Below are 14,225 nucleotides of genomic sequence, written 5' to 3'. Positions count from 1 at the left end.
CGAGGTGGAATCGAGATTTTACCATTGCCGCACAAGGCAGCCCCGCCTACGCGCGGGCAAGCTGCGCGATCGCCTCATCCACAGGCAGGTCGCCTTCGGTCAGCTCGATGATGGTGCGCCGCAGTTCTGGATGTTCGACCAATGCCACCAGCGTGGCGGCCACATCGGCGCGCGGCACATCGCCGTACGCGATCGCCGGGCCGGCCGTGACGCGGCCGGTGCCCGGCGCATCGCTCAAGGTGCCCGGGCGCAGGATCACCCAGTCCAGATCCGTCGCGGCCAGGTACACATCGGCGCGTTTCTTGACCGTCATGTAATTCTCGAAGCCCTCGCCCATATCCTTGTTGCGGCCCGCTTCGGGGAATGCCGAGACCAGCAGGAAGCGGCGCACGCCCGCCTGCCGGGCAGCATCGACAGCAAGCGCGAGGCCGCGGCCATCGATGGCGTTGGTGACTTCGATACCCGCACCGCCTGCGCCGGCGGTAAAGACGACGACGTTGCAGCCGGTCATCTTGCCGGCCAGTGTCTCCACGTCGATCGCGGTGAGATCACCGCTGACCGGCGTTGCGCCGAGGTCGCTCAACGCAGCGCCCTGCTCGGCGCGGCGATGCAGCGCATGCACGCGGTGCTGCTTGTCGGCCAACTGCGTGACCAGGTGGCGGCCGACCTTGCCGGCCGCGCCGATGATGAACACATTGCTCAAGACGGTTCTCCTGTTTCGATCCGCCTGCAAGGGTACGCAGGCGGATGTGACATGGCCGTCCCCGTCACGGCGTGTGGTTCAGTTACCGCTGTACTGCGCGTCGCTGACCTGCTCCATCCACGTTACCGGCGAGCCATCGACCGCTTCGGCGATCGCGATGTGCGTCATCGCGGTGGCGGCCTTCGCGCCATGCCAGTGCTTGACGCCCGGCGGGATCCAGACGATGTCGCCCGGGCGGATCTCACGGGCGGGCTTGCCCCATTCCTGCACGCTGCCCACGCCCGCGGTGACGATCAGGGTCTGACCCAGCGGATGGGTATGCCACGCGGTGCGTGCGCCGGGCTCGAAGGTGACCGTGGCGCCGCCGACACGCGCAGGCGCATCGGTCTGGAAGGGTGCATCGATGCGGACACGACCGGTGAAGTAGTCCGCCGGGCCGGCGGCGGAGGCGGCGGTGCCCGCGCTGGTGATGCGGATCGGCGCGGTTTCGGTGGGCACGGTGGCCGCCATCGAAAGCGACAGTGCGGCAGTGAACAGGTCCATGAGACTTCTCCTGAAGCAACGGCGGCGCCCGCCGGGGATACCCACTGTAGGCCTGCCCCCGCATGGGCACTAGCCGCCGCAATCGGCATGCAGCCATAACTACAGCTCATCAATGGAGAAACAACGCCGCTTGAGTTCATCAGTCAGCCGCGCTCATCATGGGCAGGCATGACTGCCATGCGCCCTTGGCCCTGCCCCATGGCCCGCGAGAATTTCAACGATCTGCAGGTGTTCGTCACCGTCGCGCGCGAGCGCAGCTTCACCCGCGCGGCAGCGCAGCTGGGCGTCTCGCAGTCCGCGCTCAGCCACACCGTGCGCGGGCTGGAAGAGCGCCTCGGCGTGCGCCTGCTGACCCGCACCACGCGCAGTGTCTCGATGACCGAGGCGGGCGAGCGGCTGTACGACACCGTCGCCCCGCGCATGCAGGAGATCGAGGCCGAGGTCGCCGCGATCAGCGAGTACCGCGACCGCCCGGCCGGGACGATCCGCATCACCACGGCCGAGCATGCGGCCAACGCCTTCGTGTGGCCGCGGCTGTCGGCAGTGCTGCCTGCCTACCCGGATCTGCATGTGGAACTGACCATCGACTATGGCCTGGCCGACATCGTCGCCCAGCGCTACGACATCGGCATCCGCCTGGGCGGCCGCGTGGCCAAGGACATGATCGCGGTCCCGATCAGCCCACCGCTGCGCATGGCGATCGTGGCCAGCCCAGCCTATTTCACGACGAATACCGCGCCACAGGTGCCAGCCGACCTGGCCGCGCACAACTGCATCGGGCTGCGCCTGCCCACCCACGGCGGGCTGATGGTGTGGGACCTGGAGAAAGACGGCGAGGAGGTGAACGTGCGCGTTGACGGCCAATGGACCTTCAACGGCAGCAGCGCGATCCGTCGCGCCGCGCTGGCCGGTGCCGGCCTGGCCTATCTGCCCGAGGACATGGTGCTCGAAGACATCGCCGCCGGCGCACTGCGGCGTGTCATGGAAGACTGGTGCGATCCGTTCGACGGGTACTACGCCTACTACCCCAGCCGCCGGCAATCCTCGAGCGCCATGAAGGTCGTGATCGAGGCGCTACGCGCAGGCCGTTAGAGCCGACCAACGGTCGGCTCTAACGTGCACATCAGGGGCGCAGCAGCACTTTGCCGTTGCGGCCGGGCTCCAGGCTGGCCTTGGCGGCAGCGGCCACCTCATCCAGCCCGAACACACCGTCCACCGGCAGGCTCAGTCCACCGCGCGCGGCCAGCTGCAGCAGCTCGCCGACGAGGCGACGCTTGTCATCCGGCGCCATGGCCTGGCTGACCTTGCTGCCCCAGAAACCCTTCACCGTGGCCTGTTTGAAGATGACATCGCCCGAGCTGAGCTGCATCGGCTCGCCGGTCATCGAGCCGAACGAGACCAGCGTGCCGCCATCGCCAAGCAGCGTCATCAACTCGCTGCTGGCGCGCCCGCCGACCGAATCCACGGCCGCTGCGATTGACGCCTTGCCTACCTTGGCCTGCACCTGCGCCATCCAGTCGGACTGCGCCGTGGAGATCGTGTGGTCGATGCCCAGCTCAGCCATTTCTGCCACGCCGGCATCGCGCCGAACCAGGTTGATGCAATGCACGCCACGCGCCTTGGCCAACATCGCCAGGGCCTTGCCGACCGCGCCATTGGCGGCATTCTGGACGATCCACTGGCCTTGCTTCACCTGCAGGAATTCCAGCAGCATCAGGGCACTGAGCGGCATGGCGATCAGCTGTGCAGCGGTGTCGTCATCAATGCTGTCCGGCATGGGGATGACCATGCGGGCCGGGGCGATGAAGTACTCGGCCCAGGTGCCATGCACCGAGGCGGCGCTGACCCGCTGGCCAACCTTCAGCCCCTCGACGCCCTCGCCCAGCGCCTCGATCACGCCGGTACCTTCGCTGCCGCCGATGGCGGGCAGCTCGGGCTTGTAACCGTACTGGCCACGCACGGTCCACAGGTCGTGGTTGTGGATGGGCGTCAGCACGGTACGGATGCGCACCTCACCGGCCGCGGGGGCCGGCTGCGGCACATCGCCGCCGTGCAGGACCTGGGTGGGATCGCCAAAGGCGGTATGGATGGCAGCGCGCATCAGCCGCGCTCCTTCATCAACATGTTCATGGGGGTCTCCTGCAGAAAGAATCAACGGCGATGGCGGTGGGCGGCGGCGATCGCGCGCGGTTGGCGGTAAGCGCGTACGCGCAGCCACACGGTCTGGATCACCACGATGATGATCAGCACCAGCGCCAAGGTGGCGATGTTGGCCGCGCCCGGCAGGTCCCAGCCGGACTGCTTGACGTACATGCCGGCCAGCGCCCAGATGACGGCGGCCGGATAAGCGAAGTGGCCGCGCAGCAGTTGGTTGACCACCAGTACCAGCAGCGTGGCCGCAGCCAGCAGCACGAGGCTCCAGCCCAGCATGTTGTCGCTCGGCAGCCAGCCGTACGCGACGATCACCTGGGCGGTATTGAGGAACGCGGCCAGTGACAGCCAGCCTGCGTGCAGGCCGAGTGGGTAGGCGGCCCAGGCGCGCTGGCCGCCCGGCGCAGTGATCGGCGAGGCGCGGTACGCCGCCACGATCAGGCAGAGCAAGGCGGCCCAGATGATCGCCAGTGCCGGCAGAAACCACTGGTTGGAGAAGACCGGCATCCAGGCAGCGGTCAACGCGAAGCCGGCTGCGGCCCACGGGCGAACCCCGGTGATGTCCGGCTTGCGCAGGCGCAGCTGCCAGAACCCGAACAGCACGTCCCACAGGAAGATCACGCCCCAGATTGCGAAGGCGTACCCGGCCGCGACCAGCAAGGTCGGGTACTGGTCGGAGACTGCACCGTTGGTCGGGCCGAACATGCCGGTCTGTGAGAACCACGCCACCACGGGCATGGCCAATGCGGCCAACAACACGATCCAACGCATGCATCCACTCCAGCTGAAAAGAGCGGTGACGATACGCGGTTCAGGGTTAAGGCGTTGGGATGCCCCAAATTGCAAAGCCTTACTAACATAGCCTCTGCTATATTGCGGCCGTGGACATCCCGCGCCGCCCCGAACCTCCCCCCGCCTGGCCCTCCTCTGCCGGGCATACGCCCAGCCTGGGCGAGATGAACGCCAGCGTCGCGGTGCCGAGCGGCGGCCATTGGTGGTTCCGCCTGCTGGCCTTCCTCGGCCCGGGCTACATGATCTCGGTCGGCTACATGGACCCGGGCAACTGGGCCACCGACATCGCCGGTGGCGCGCAGTTCGGCTACCTGCTGCTCTCGGTGATCCTGCTCTCCAACCTGATGGCGATCGTGCTGCAGGGGCTGTCGGCACGCCTGGGCATCGCGACCGGCCGTGATCTGGCCCAGGCCTGCCGCGACCACTACTCACGGCCGGTGAACCTGGGGCTGTGGCTGCTCTGCGAAATCGCGATCATCGCCTGCGACCTGGCCGAGGTGATCGGCACCGCGATCGCCTTGAAGCTGTTGTTCGGCATCCCGCTGCTGGCCGGCGCGATCATCACCGCGGTGGACGTGGTGCTGGTGCTGCTGCTGATGAACCGCGGCTTCCGCGCCCTGGAGGCGTTCGTGATCGCGTTGCTGCTGGTGATCTTTGGCTGCTTTGCGATCCAGATGGTCATCGCGGCGCCGCCGCTGCAGGCAGTGCTGGCTGGGTTCATTCCGCATGCGCAGGTGGTGACCGATCCCAAGGCGCTGTACCTGGCGATCGGCATCATCGGTGCCACCGTGATGCCGCACAACCTGTATCTCCACTCTTCCATCGTGCAGACCCGCGCTTACCGGCGCACCGATGCCGGGCGCCGCAGTGCACTGCGCTGGGCGGTGACGGACAGTACCATCGCCTTGATGCTCGCACTGTTCATCAACGCCTCGATCCTGATCCTGGCTGCCGCGGTGTTCCATGCGCAGGGCCGTACCGACGTGCAGGAGATCGAGCAGGCGTATGAGCTGCTGGCGCCGATGCTCGGTGTCGGGCTGGCCTCGACCCTGTTCGCGGTCGCCCTGCTCGCCTCGGGCATCAACTCTACCGTGACGGCGACGCTGGCCGGCCAGATCGTGATGGAGGGTTTCCTGCGCCTGCGGATCGCGCCCTGGGCGCGCCGGCTGATCACCCGCGGCATCGCGATCGTGCCGGTGGTGGTGGTGACCGCGATCTATGGCGAGCAAGGCACCGCGCGCTTGCTGGTGCTGAGCCAGGTGCTGCTGTCGATGCAGCTGCCGTTCGCGGTGGTGCCGCTGGTGCGGTTCGTCTCGGACAAGGCCAAGATGGGGGCGCTGGTGGCGCCACGCTGGCTGATCGTGCTGTCGTGGCTGATCGGCGGCCTGATCATCGTCTTGAACGTGAAACTTCTCGTGGATGTGTGGCGGGGCTGAGGCCTGGCCACTTGACCTCAACGTTGGTTGAGGTGGCAAAGTGCAGCCTCCTCATCCTACTGGCAATGCCAGATCGAGCCCTGCAATGACCGACACCTCGCAACACGCGCTATGGAATGGCCCCGCCGGTGAGGCCTGGGTGGAGGCACAGCGCATCCTCGATCAGATGTTCGCACCGCTCGCCAGCCACCTGCTGGAGGCGATTCCGCCGGGCGAGGATCTGCACGTACTCGATGTCGGCTGTGGGACCGGCGCGGTGGCGCTGGCCATTGCCGGGCAGCTGGGGCCGCAGGGGCACGTCACCGGGGTCGACATCTCGGCGCCGATGATCACGCTGGCGCGAGCCCGCGCGCAGCAGGCCGGGCTGGCGATGGACGTGGACTTCATCGTCGCCGACGCGCAGCAACATGCCTTCTTACCGGGCAAGCTTGACCGCATCGTGTCTCGCTTCGGCGTGATGTTCTTCGATGACCCGGTGCAGGCCTTCGGTCAGTTGCAGCGCGCCGCCAGACGCGGCGGCGTGCTGCAGGCGCTGGCCTGGCGGGGGCCGGACGAGAACGCGTTCATGACCACCGCCGAGCGCGCCGCGGCACCCTGGCTGCAGTTGCCGCCCCGCCAGCCCGGCGCGCCAGGACAGTTTGCGTTCGCCGACCGCGCCCGGATCGAGGTGATACTCAGCGACAGCGGCTGGGAGGACATCGAGGTGCTGCCGCTGGACGTGGTGTGCCATATCGACCGTGCCGACCTGGCTACGTATGTGGCGTTGCTCGGGCCGGTCGGGAGCGCGCTGAGGGGGCCGGATATGGGGGACGCCACCCGCATGCAGGTGCTGGAGGTGGTCATGGCCGCGTTCGCCCCTTTCATCGACGGCGATGCGGTGACCTTTACCGCGGCCTGTTGGGAGGTGCGTGCGCGGGCGTGGTGAGCCGTTCCCGGCGGCACCGGCCCATCGCCGGCGTCCCGCGCGTCATGGCAGCCGCATGCGCAGCTTCTCCACGATCGCCTGCTCGCTCATCGCGTAGCCGTACACGTCCTGGAGTTGCCCGTCGGCGCCAAGCAGGAACCACGATGCCGTGTGTTCGAAGGTGGCCATGTCGCCTTCGCCGACCCGGCGATAGCTGACCCCCAGGCTTTCGGCGATGGCGCGCGTGCCCGCCTCGTCGCCCGCAAGGCCCAGGAAGGTGGTATCGAAGGCAGACAGGTAGTCGCGCAGATGCGCCGGCGTATCGCGCTGCGGATCCACCGTGACGAAGGCGACCTGCAGGTCGTCGGCGGCCGGCCCCAGCAACCGTTTGATCTGCACCGCCTTGACCAGGCTCAGCGGGCACACTTCGGGACAATGGGTAAAGCCGAAGAACAGCAGCGTCGGCCTCCCTTTCAGATCACGGATCGTGAGCGTGCGCCCGTCGCTGCTCTCCAGCTTGACCGCGCCGAGGGCGGCCTGGCCCATCACCGGTGCCTGGCCGTCGGCGCAGCCTGCAAGCAGCGCCAGCGTCACGATACCTGCCGCCAACCAGCGCTTCACTTGGCCACCCCGTGGGCGACTAGGCCATCGCGCACGGCGAACTCCACCACCTGCGCTGCGCTGCGTGCGAACTGCAGCCTGATCCGTACCGTCTGCCCTACCGACAGCGGCCGCTTCGGGGTCAGCAGCATCAGGTGGTAACCGCCGGGCTGCAGCACCGTGGTCCGGCCTTCGGGCAGGGCCAGGCCATCAAGCAGCGCTTCCATGCGCATCACTTCCCCGTCCATGCGCATGGCATGGATCTGCACCTCGGCAAACGCCGAGGACGAGGCCGACAGCAGCCGGTCGGACCCGCTGCCGTTATGCAGCTGCACATAGCCGGCCGCCACGTTGGCCGCCGGCGGTGGCAGGCGGACCCACGGATCGCTGACCGACACCGTTGCCGCGGTGTGGGCGCTCGGGGCCGCAGCCACCACCGGCATCACGGGGGAGCACAGCAGCAACCCGGCCAGCATGACAGCGCAGGATGACCGGCTCATGGCGTCGCCGACATCTGCATCGGCATCATGTTGAGGTTGGCGTTGTGCATCACCCACAGCGAGCCGGCCACCACGATGGCGATCAGGAACGCGGTGCACAGGAAGATGCCGGTGTTCTCGCGCTGGCTGCGCCCTGCCCCGATATGCAGGAACAGCACCAGCTGGGCGACCAGCTGGACCACGCACAGCACCACGATGGCGGTCAGCCGCAGCGGCTGCGGGACCAGATCGGTCATGACCACGCCGAACGAGGCGCCGGTCAGGACCAGGCACAGCAGCAGGCCGAGGATGTAGCCCTTCAGGGTGGCGTGGCCGCTCATACAAACTCCCTCAGGTAGACGAAGGTGAACACACAGATCCAGATCAGATCCAGGAAGTGCCAGAACAGGCTCAGGCAGGCCAGGCGGCGGCGCACGATGCCGTCCAGGCCGAACTTGAGCACCTGTTGGATCATGATCGCCAGCCACAGCAGGCCGAAGGTGACGTGCAGGCCGTGGGTGGCCACCAGCGTGAAATACGCCGAGAGGTAGGCACTCACATCCGGCGTTGCGCCTTCGTGGATCAGCTCGGCGAACTCATACAGCTCCATGCCGATGAAGACCGCACCGAGCACGCCGGTCACGGCCAGCCAGCCCACCACCTGGTTGCGCTTGCCCGCCTGCGTGCCAAGCATCGCCAAGCCGAAGGTGAAGCTGCTGAGCAGCAGCACCACCGTCTCGGAGAGCACGAAGCCCAGCTTGAACAGTTCCTTGCCGCTGGGGCCATCGGCCGTCCCGTTGAGCAGCACGCCGAAGGTGGCGAACAGCACCGCGAAGATCAGGCAGTCGCCCATCAGGTACATCCAGAACCCGACGACGGTCTTGTTGCCGTCGTCGTGGTGCTCATGGGCGTGGTCGTGATGACCGGCTGCCAGCTGCCCGTGCTGCGTGGCAGCGGTGAGGGTATCGCCGCTCATGCCTTGGCTCCTTCCATCTGCGCGAAGTGCGCCTCTTCGATGCGCTTCACCTCGGCGGCGGGCACGTAATAGTCCACATCACGGTCATACGAGCGCAGCACGAAGGTCGCGATCACGCCGATCAGGCCGATGCCGGCCAGCACCCACATATGCCAGACCAGGGCGAAGCACAGCACCAGGCTGAACACCGAAATCACCACGCCCGATGCGGTGTTGCGTGGCATGTGGATGTCCTCGTAGCGGTCCTGGCGCTGCCAGGCACGGCCGTGCTGCTTGTCGTCCCAATGCTGCTCCAGCGAGGTGATCACCGGCAGCTTGGCGAAGTTGTAGAACGGCGGCGGCGAAGACGTGGCCCACTCCAGGCTGCGCGCATTCCACGGATCGCCGGTGAGATCCATGTTGGCCTTGCGGTCACGCACGCTGACATAGAACTGGATGAACATCGCGGCGATACCGGCGGCGATCACCAGCGCACCGATGGCGGCCACGATCAGCCAGGGCTGGTAGCCCTCCACCCCGTAGTGGTTCATGCGGCGGGTCATGCCCTTGAAGCCCAGCACATACAGCGGCATGAAGGCCAGATAGAAGCCGACCAGCCAGCACCAGAACGAAATCTTGCCCCAGCGCTCGTTGAGGGTGAAACCAAATGCCTTCGGGAACCAGAAACTGATGCCGGCCAGGCAGCCGAACACGACGCCGCCGATGATCACGTTATGGAAGTGCGCGATCAGGAACAGGCTGTTGTGCAGCACGAAATCCGCGCCCGGGATCGCCAGCATCACACCGGTCATGCCGCCCAGGGCGAAGGTGACCATGAAGCCGATCGTCCACAAGGTCGAGGAGTGGTAGCGGATCCGGCCGCGGTACATGGTGAACAGCCAGTTGAACAGCTTCACCCCGGTGGGGATCGAGATGATCGAGGTCATGATGCCGAAGAAGGCATTCACGTTCGCGCCCGAGCCCATGGTGAAGAAGTGGTGCAGCCACACGAAGAACGACAGGATGCCGATCGACGAGGTCGCATAGACCATCGAGCGGTAGCCGAACAACGGCTTGCCCGAGAAGGTGGCAATGATCTCCGAGAACGCGCCGAAGCACGGCAGGATCAGCACGTAGACTTCCGGGTGGCCCCAGATCCAGATCAGGTTGACGTACATCATGGCGTTGCCGCCAGCATCATTGGTGAAGAAATGCATCCCGAAGTAGCGGTCCATGGTCAGCAGCGCCAGGGTCGCGGTCAGTACCGGGAAAATCGCCACGATCAGGATGTTGGTGATCAGCGCGGTCCAGGTGAACACCGGCATCTTCATCAGGTCCATGCCCGGCGCACGCATCTTGAGGATGGTGACGATGAAGTTCAGACCGGTCAGCGTCGTGCCGATGCCGGACACCTGCAGTGACCAGATGTAGTAGTCCACGCCCACCGTGGGGCTGTACTCGATCCCGGACAGCGGCGGATACGCCACCCAGCCGGTCGCGGCGAAATCGCCGACGAACATCGACAGCATCACCAGCACCGCGCCCACCGCCGACAGCCAGAAACTGAGCGAGTTGACGAACGGGAAGGCGACGTCGCGCGCGCCGATCTGCAGCGGCACTACGATGTTCATCAGGCCCACGATCAGCGGCGTTGCCACGAAGAAGATCATGATCACGCCATGCGCGGTGAAGATCTGGTCGTAGTGTTCCGGCGGAAGGTAGCCGGCGCTGTCATTGGCGGCGATGGCCTGCTGGGCACGCATCATCAGCGCATCGGCGAAGCCGCGCACCAGCATGACCAGGGCGAGGATGATGTACATCACGCCGATTTTCTTGTGGTCCACCGAGGTGATCCACTCGGTCCAGATATAGCCCCACTTCTTGTAGTACGTGATGGCCGCGATGATCGCCGCCCCAAGCAGCAGCGAACCCGCCAGCGCCGACATGATGATCGGATCGTGGTAGGGAATCGCCTCGAGGTTCAACTTTCCAAGCACAATCAGTTCTCCGCGGTACGGCTGGCAGGTGCGGCCAGGCTCACGAGTTGGGTTTTCGCGCCGGGCTCTTCACCGGGCAGGCAGATTTCGTCGTCGGGCATGCCGCCATACCGGCGCAGGATGCTGTCGAACAGACCGGTGTCCACGCTGGCGAAACGCTGCATCGGCGCGCCATGGGTGGGCTTTTCAAGTTCGGCCAGACGAGCCTGGCCCAGGTGCTCGGCGGTGCCGCGCGACTGCGCCAGCCATTGCTCGAAGTCCGCTTCGGTCATGACCCGCGCATCGAACTTCATGTCCGAGAAGCCCGCGCCGCTGTAGGCCGACGACATGCCGGCATAGGTACCGGGCGTGTGCCCGATCAGGTGCAGGCGGCTCTGCATGGCCGGCATGGTGTAGACCATGCTGCCCAGCTGCGGCACGAAAAAGGCGTTCATCATCGACTCGGAGGTCAGCTTGAACGCGACCGGCGTATCGACCGGCATCACCAGCTCGTTGACCGTGGCCACGTTGTGATCCGGATAGATGAACAACCACTTCCAGTTGAGCGAGACCACTTCCACGCGCAGCGGCGCCTTGTCCGATTCAATCGGGCGGTACGGGTCCAATGCGTGGGTGCTCTTCCAGATCAACACGCCGAGGACGACCACGATCAGGCACGGAATCGTCCACACCACCACTTCGATCGCGGTGGAATGCGACCAGGTCGGCGCGTAGGTGGCCTCTTTGTTCGACTCGCGGTAGTGCCACGCGAAGTACAGCGTGAGGATGATCACCGGGATCACCACCAGCAGCATCAGGCCGGTGCAGACCAGGATCAGCTGCATCTCCTGCTCGGCGATGCTGCCCATGGGGTTGAACAGCTCCAGATTTTTGCACCCGGTGAGCAGTGGCAGCAGTGCTGCCAGGCCGAACCAGCGTCCGGCGCGGGCTCGACCGGCCAGTTTGGCGCGGCGAGCGGGATGTGTAGCGGGGTTCATGCGTGACGGCCCTTCCAACGCAGTGCCGGGCCGGGGGGCCCGGATCATGAAAAGTGGCGGACGCCCCCCTGCATGACCGATATGCATGGGGGGTGCCCGCCGCAGCCGCGTACGTTAGGCAACGACATGATCCATACATGATGCGACACACTGTCGCAGCCGCTCTCCCCGGCGCGCGTACCATGCGCGCATGGAATGGAGCCCCCTCATCGCCGATGGCCACGGGCCGGTCTACCTGCGCATCGTGCAGGCGCTGGAACGTGCGGTCTGGTCCGGTGCGCTGCGCCCCGGGCAACGCCTGCCTGCACAGCGCGCGCTCGCCACCGAACTGGGCGTGGACCTCACTACGGTCACCCGCGCGTTCAACGAGGCACGCACGCGCGGATTGATCGACGCACGCGGCCCGTTGGGGTCGTTCGTCGCGCCCCCAAAGGTGGAACTGGCGCAGCTGGTCGACCTGAGCATGAACCTGCCGCCGAGTCCCGGCGGCGGCCAGGTGGCGGACATGCTGCGGCGTGGCCTGTCCACGGTGCTGACCCGCAGCGATGCGGGCAATCTGATGACGTATCACGTTGGTGGTGGCAGCCGCGCCGATCAGCTGGCGGCGCAGCAGTGGCTCAAGCCGATCCTCGGCAAAGTGGATGCCGAGGCACTGGTGGTCACCGAAGGCGCACAGGCTGCCCTGTCCGCGCTGGTGCTGGCGCTGACCGATGCCGGTGACACGATTCTGTGCGAGCCATTGGTCTACCCCGGCCTGCTGCATGCTGCGCGCGTACTGCAGCGGCGCCTGCAGGTGGTGGAGTGCGACGCGCAGGGCATGCGCCCGGATGCGCTGGCGCGCGCGGCGAAGAAGCACAGCGCGCGGGTGGTCTATCTCAACCCGACCGCACAGAACCCCACCGGCCACACGTTGCCGCCGGCACGACGCGAAGCGCTGGCCGACGTGGTGCGCACGCAAAACCTGCGGCTGATCGAAGACGACCCTTACTGGCTGCTGGAGAACGAGGCCCCTGCCCCGCTCGCGCTGCTGGCGCCACAGCACACCTGCTACATCTCCACGCTCTCCAAATGCCTGAGCCCGGGCCTGCACACCGGCTTTGTGCGGCTGCCCGACGGCGTCTCGCGCCAAGGGGTCCTGGATGCGCTGCGCGCCGTCAACCTGATGGCGCCACCGCTGATGAACGCACTGGTGACGCAGCTGATCCTGGATGGCTCCGCACAGGCGATGCTGAAACTGGTGCAGGAAGAGGCGGCCGAGCGCCGCTATCTGGCGCAGTCCGCGCTGTCGCCACGGTTCCTGCAGCACTGCGCCGGCGTGCATGCCTGGTGCCGTCTGCCGGCGCACTGGACCGCTGCCAGCCTGACCCACGCCGCACGCCTGCAGGGCCTGGGGATCGCACCGTCATCGGCGTTCACCCCGGAGGGCGTGGCGATCAACGATGCGGTGCGGATTTCATTGGGCGCCGCCGCCAACCGGCAGGAACTGCACCGGGCGCTGCGCCAGCTGGATCAGCTGATGCATGTGGCGGTGGCGGAACGCACAGGCTGGACGGTCTGAGTCCAGCGCGCGCTCACGCTCAGCCGGAAACGGCTTTGGCCTGCTTCCACACGGCTTCAAACTGACTGGCGGTGATGGCGTCATCCGAATCCAGATCCAGCCAGGACAGCGGCTGATCGGACAACGGGAAGCGCTCATCGGCCTGCCCGGATTTGTCGGCCCAGACCAGCACGCTGCGGTAACTCTCCACCTGCCGCACGATCACATCGCCCTGTGCCTCGAGATAGATCGTGCCGTTGCCGATCTCGGATTCGGCGGGATGTTTGTAGTGTTTCCGGGGCGTGCTCATGGCGGGGCGATATCTGACAATGAAAATGGGGCCGGGGAATATACCGTGATCCGCCACCCCCGGTCGGCACTATCTGCCCGGACGGGCGGTAGTGCCGGCCGCTGGCCGGCTCCCGGTAGACCGTAGACAACAAAGGACTAGACGACCGGTCTAATCGGGCGTACAGTACGCCTCATGAACTCGACCACCGCCAGCTCCCCCGCCCGCGACACAATCCTGGCCACTGGCCAGCGGATCATGAGCGCCAAGGGCTTTTCCGCGGTCGGCCTCAACGAGGTCCTCGCCGCGGCCGGCGTGCCCAAGGGCTCGTTCTACCATTACTTTGCCTCGAAGGAAGCCTTCGGCGAGACGATGCTGGAGGACTACTTCACCGCCTATCTGGCCGATATGGACCGTATCTTCCGCCAGCCCGTCCAGACCAAGGCCGAGCAGCTTGAGGCCTACTTCCGCGCCTGGCAGGACAGCCAGTCTTTCGAGGACTGCCAGGGCAAGTGCCTGGCTGTGAAGCTCGGCGCCGAAGTAGCGGACCTGTCCGAACCCATGCGCGCCGTCCTTCATCGCGGCACCACCGGGATCACCGATCGGCTGGCGCGCGCGGTGGCAGCGGGCGTCGCCGACGGCTCAGTGACGATCCAGGACCCGCCCGACGCGGTCGCCCGAAGCCTGTATCAGCTGTGGTTGGGCACCAGCATCATGGTCAAGATCGCCCGCACGCCCCGCCCTTTCGACGACGCGGTGGCGTTGACCACCCGTATTCTGCACAGCACCCCCTGACACGGGGAGGTTTTCATACACGTTCTCACCGACGTGTTTTTCTCGGCCCCATCACTAGACGACCAGT

16 protein-coding genes are annotated in these 14,225 nt (G+C 66.3%); 5 read left to right on the top strand and 11 right to left on the bottom strand.

Annotation, left to right across the window (positions count from 1 at the left end):
- Window positions 1–46: 46 nt before the first annotated feature.
- On the bottom strand, window positions 47–694 hold the full coding sequence (locus ABE464_RS04720) for an SDR family oxidoreductase (RefSeq protein WP_346471130.1): 648 nt from the start codon (window positions 692–694) through the stop codon (window positions 47–49).
- Between the two features lie 87 nt (window positions 695–781).
- On the bottom strand, window positions 782–1,246 hold the full coding sequence (locus tag ABE464_RS04715; protein WP_346470966.1) for a cupin domain-containing protein: 465 nt from the start codon (window positions 1,244–1,246) through the stop codon (window positions 782–784).
- 198 nt (window positions 1,247–1,444) lie between these two features.
- Between ABE464_RS04715 and ABE464_RS04710 the strand changes: the two genes are divergently transcribed.
- Window positions 1,445–2,338: a LysR family transcriptional regulator gene (locus ABE464_RS04710; protein ID WP_346470965.1), complete on the top strand. Its 894-nt coding sequence runs from the start codon at window positions 1,445–1,447 to the stop codon at window positions 2,336–2,338.
- A gap of 31 nt (window positions 2,339–2,369) precedes the next feature.
- On the opposite strand, the gene ABE464_RS04705 is transcribed toward ABE464_RS04710, so the two are convergent.
- Together ABE464_RS04705 and ABE464_RS04700 are read right to left on the bottom strand one after the other, a co-directional pair.
- Window positions 2,370–3,347 carry a zinc-binding dehydrogenase gene (locus ABE464_RS04705; protein WP_346470964.1) on the bottom strand — a complete coding sequence of 326 codons (978 nt, stop codon included), beginning with the start codon at window positions 3,345–3,347 and terminating at the stop codon, window positions 2,370–2,372.
- 50 nt (window positions 3,348–3,397) lie between these two features.
- A complete protein-coding gene (locus ABE464_RS04700; RefSeq protein ID WP_346470963.1) occupies window positions 3,398–4,168 on the bottom strand; it encodes a hypothetical protein in 771 nt (256 codons plus the stop codon).
- A 116-nt stretch (window positions 4,169–4,284) separates the two neighbouring features.
- Here ABE464_RS04700 and ABE464_RS04695 point away from each other — a divergent pair, with 116 nt between their 5' ends.
- Both ABE464_RS04695 and ABE464_RS04690 read left to right on the top strand, forming a co-directional pair.
- The gene (locus tag ABE464_RS04695) at window positions 4,285–5,625 is read left to right on the top strand and encodes an Nramp family divalent metal transporter (RefSeq protein ID WP_346471129.1); all 1,341 of its coding nucleotides are present in this window, start codon (window positions 4,285–4,287) and stop codon (window positions 5,623–5,625) included.
- An 85-nt stretch (window positions 5,626–5,710) separates the two neighbouring features.
- Window positions 5,711–6,550: a class I SAM-dependent methyltransferase gene (locus ABE464_RS04690; protein WP_346470962.1), complete on the top strand. Its 840-nt coding sequence runs from the start codon at window positions 5,711–5,713 to the stop codon at window positions 6,548–6,550.
- A 42-nt stretch (window positions 6,551–6,592) separates the two neighbouring features.
- Here ABE464_RS04690 and ABE464_RS04685 read toward each other — a convergent pair whose 3' ends face one another.
- Genes ABE464_RS04685 through cyoA form a run of 6 tightly spaced genes read right to left on the bottom strand, consistent with a single transcriptional unit; the run spans window position 6,593 to window position 11,537 of the window.
- Window positions 6,593–7,123: an SCO family protein gene (locus ABE464_RS04685; RefSeq protein WP_346470961.1), complete on the bottom strand. Its 531-nt coding sequence runs from the start codon at window positions 7,121–7,123 to the stop codon at window positions 6,593–6,595.
- Window positions 7,124–7,146: 23 nt separating this feature from the next.
- Window positions 7,147–7,629, bottom strand: a complete 483-nt coding sequence (locus ABE464_RS04680; RefSeq protein WP_346470960.1) for a copper chaperone PCu(A)C — start codon at window positions 7,627–7,629, stop codon at window positions 7,147–7,149.
- Entirely contained in the window at window positions 7,626–7,949 is a 324-nt protein-coding gene (cyoD, locus tag ABE464_RS04675) for a cytochrome o ubiquinol oxidase subunit IV (protein ID WP_346470959.1), read from the bottom strand. Before cyoD ends, ABE464_RS04680 begins: the two co-directional genes overlap by 4 nt.
- Window positions 7,946–8,584: a cytochrome o ubiquinol oxidase subunit III gene (gene cyoC, locus ABE464_RS04670; RefSeq protein WP_346470958.1), complete on the bottom strand. Its 639-nt coding sequence runs from the start codon at window positions 8,582–8,584 to the stop codon at window positions 7,946–7,948. Before cyoC ends, cyoD begins: the two co-directional genes overlap by 4 nt.
- A complete protein-coding gene (gene cyoB / locus ABE464_RS04665; protein WP_346470957.1) occupies window positions 8,581–10,560 on the bottom strand; it encodes a cytochrome o ubiquinol oxidase subunit I in 1,980 nt (659 codons plus the stop codon). The genes cyoC and cyoB overlap by 4 nt, the downstream gene beginning before the upstream one ends.
- A gap of 2 nt (window positions 10,561–10,562) precedes the next feature.
- Complete coding sequence (cyoA, locus tag ABE464_RS04660; protein WP_346470956.1) at window positions 10,563–11,537, bottom strand: ubiquinol oxidase subunit II; 975 nt, start codon at window positions 11,535–11,537, stop codon at window positions 10,563–10,565.
- Between the two features lie 190 nt (window positions 11,538–11,727).
- Between cyoA and ABE464_RS04655 the strand changes: the two genes are divergently transcribed.
- On the top strand, window positions 11,728–13,095 hold the full coding sequence (locus ABE464_RS04655) for a PLP-dependent aminotransferase family protein (protein ID WP_346470955.1): 1,368 nt from the start codon (window positions 11,728–11,730) through the stop codon (window positions 13,093–13,095).
- Window positions 13,096–13,114: 19 nt separating this feature from the next.
- On the opposite strand, the gene ABE464_RS04650 is transcribed toward ABE464_RS04655, so the two are convergent.
- On the bottom strand, window positions 13,115–13,384 hold the full coding sequence (locus tag ABE464_RS04650) for a hypothetical protein (RefSeq protein ID WP_083298829.1): 270 nt from the start codon (window positions 13,382–13,384) through the stop codon (window positions 13,115–13,117).
- 174 nt (window positions 13,385–13,558) lie between these two features.
- Here ABE464_RS04650 and ABE464_RS04645 point away from each other — a divergent pair, with 174 nt between their 5' ends.
- The gene (locus tag ABE464_RS04645) at window positions 13,559–14,158 is read left to right on the top strand and encodes a TetR/AcrR family transcriptional regulator (RefSeq protein WP_346470954.1); all 600 of its coding nucleotides are present in this window, start codon (window positions 13,559–13,561) and stop codon (window positions 14,156–14,158) included.
- Window positions 14,159–14,225: the final 67 nt, after the last annotated feature.

Origin of the sequence: Stenotrophomonas sp. TWI587 (assembly GCF_039674145.1) — a bacterium.
Taxonomy (GTDB): Bacteria; Pseudomonadota; Gammaproteobacteria; order Xanthomonadales; family Xanthomonadaceae; genus Stenotrophomonas; species Stenotrophomonas maltophilia_AY.
The sequence above is the reverse complement of the archived record's forward strand: the minus strand, read 5'-3'. Positions and strand labels throughout refer to the sequence as shown.

Coding starts and splice junctions, on each gene's coding strand:
- ABE464_RS04715 (WP_346470966.1), bottom strand. CDS start 1,246: ATGGACCTGTTCACTGCCGCACTGTCGCTTTCGATGGCGGCCACCGTG.
- ABE464_RS04710 (WP_346470965.1), top strand. CDS start 1,445: ATGGCCCGCGAGAATTTCAACGATCTGCAGGTGTTCGTCACCGTCGCG.
- ABE464_RS04705 (WP_346470964.1), bottom strand. CDS start 3,347: ATGCGCGCTGCCATCCATACCGCCTTTGGCGATCCCACCCAGGTCCTG.
- ABE464_RS04700 (WP_346470963.1), bottom strand. CDS start 4,168: ATGCGTTGGATCGTGTTGTTGGCCGCATTGGCCATGCCCGTGGTGGCG.
- ABE464_RS04690 (WP_346470962.1), top strand. CDS start 5,711: ATGACCGACACCTCGCAACACGCGCTATGGAATGGCCCCGCCGGTGAG.
- ABE464_RS04680 (WP_346470960.1), bottom strand. CDS start 7,629: ATGAGCCGGTCATCCTGCGCTGTCATGCTGGCCGGGTTGCTGCTGTGC.
- cyoD (WP_346470959.1), bottom strand. CDS start 7,949: ATGAGCGGCCACGCCACCCTGAAGGGCTACATCCTCGGCCTGCTGCTG.
- cyoC (WP_346470958.1), bottom strand. CDS start 8,584: ATGAGCGGCGATACCCTCACCGCTGCCACGCAGCACGGGCAGCTGGCA.
- cyoA (WP_346470956.1), bottom strand. CDS start 11,537: ATGAACCCCGCTACACATCCCGCTCGCCGCGCCAAACTGGCCGGTCGA.
- ABE464_RS04655 (WP_346470955.1), top strand. CDS start 11,728: ATGGAATGGAGCCCCCTCATCGCCGATGGCCACGGGCCGGTCTACCTG.
- ABE464_RS04650 (WP_083298829.1), bottom strand. CDS start 13,384: ATGAGCACGCCCCGGAAACACTACAAACATCCCGCCGAATCCGAGATC.
- ABE464_RS04645 (WP_346470954.1), top strand. CDS start 13,559: ATGAACTCGACCACCGCCAGCTCCCCCGCCCGCGACACAATCCTGGCC.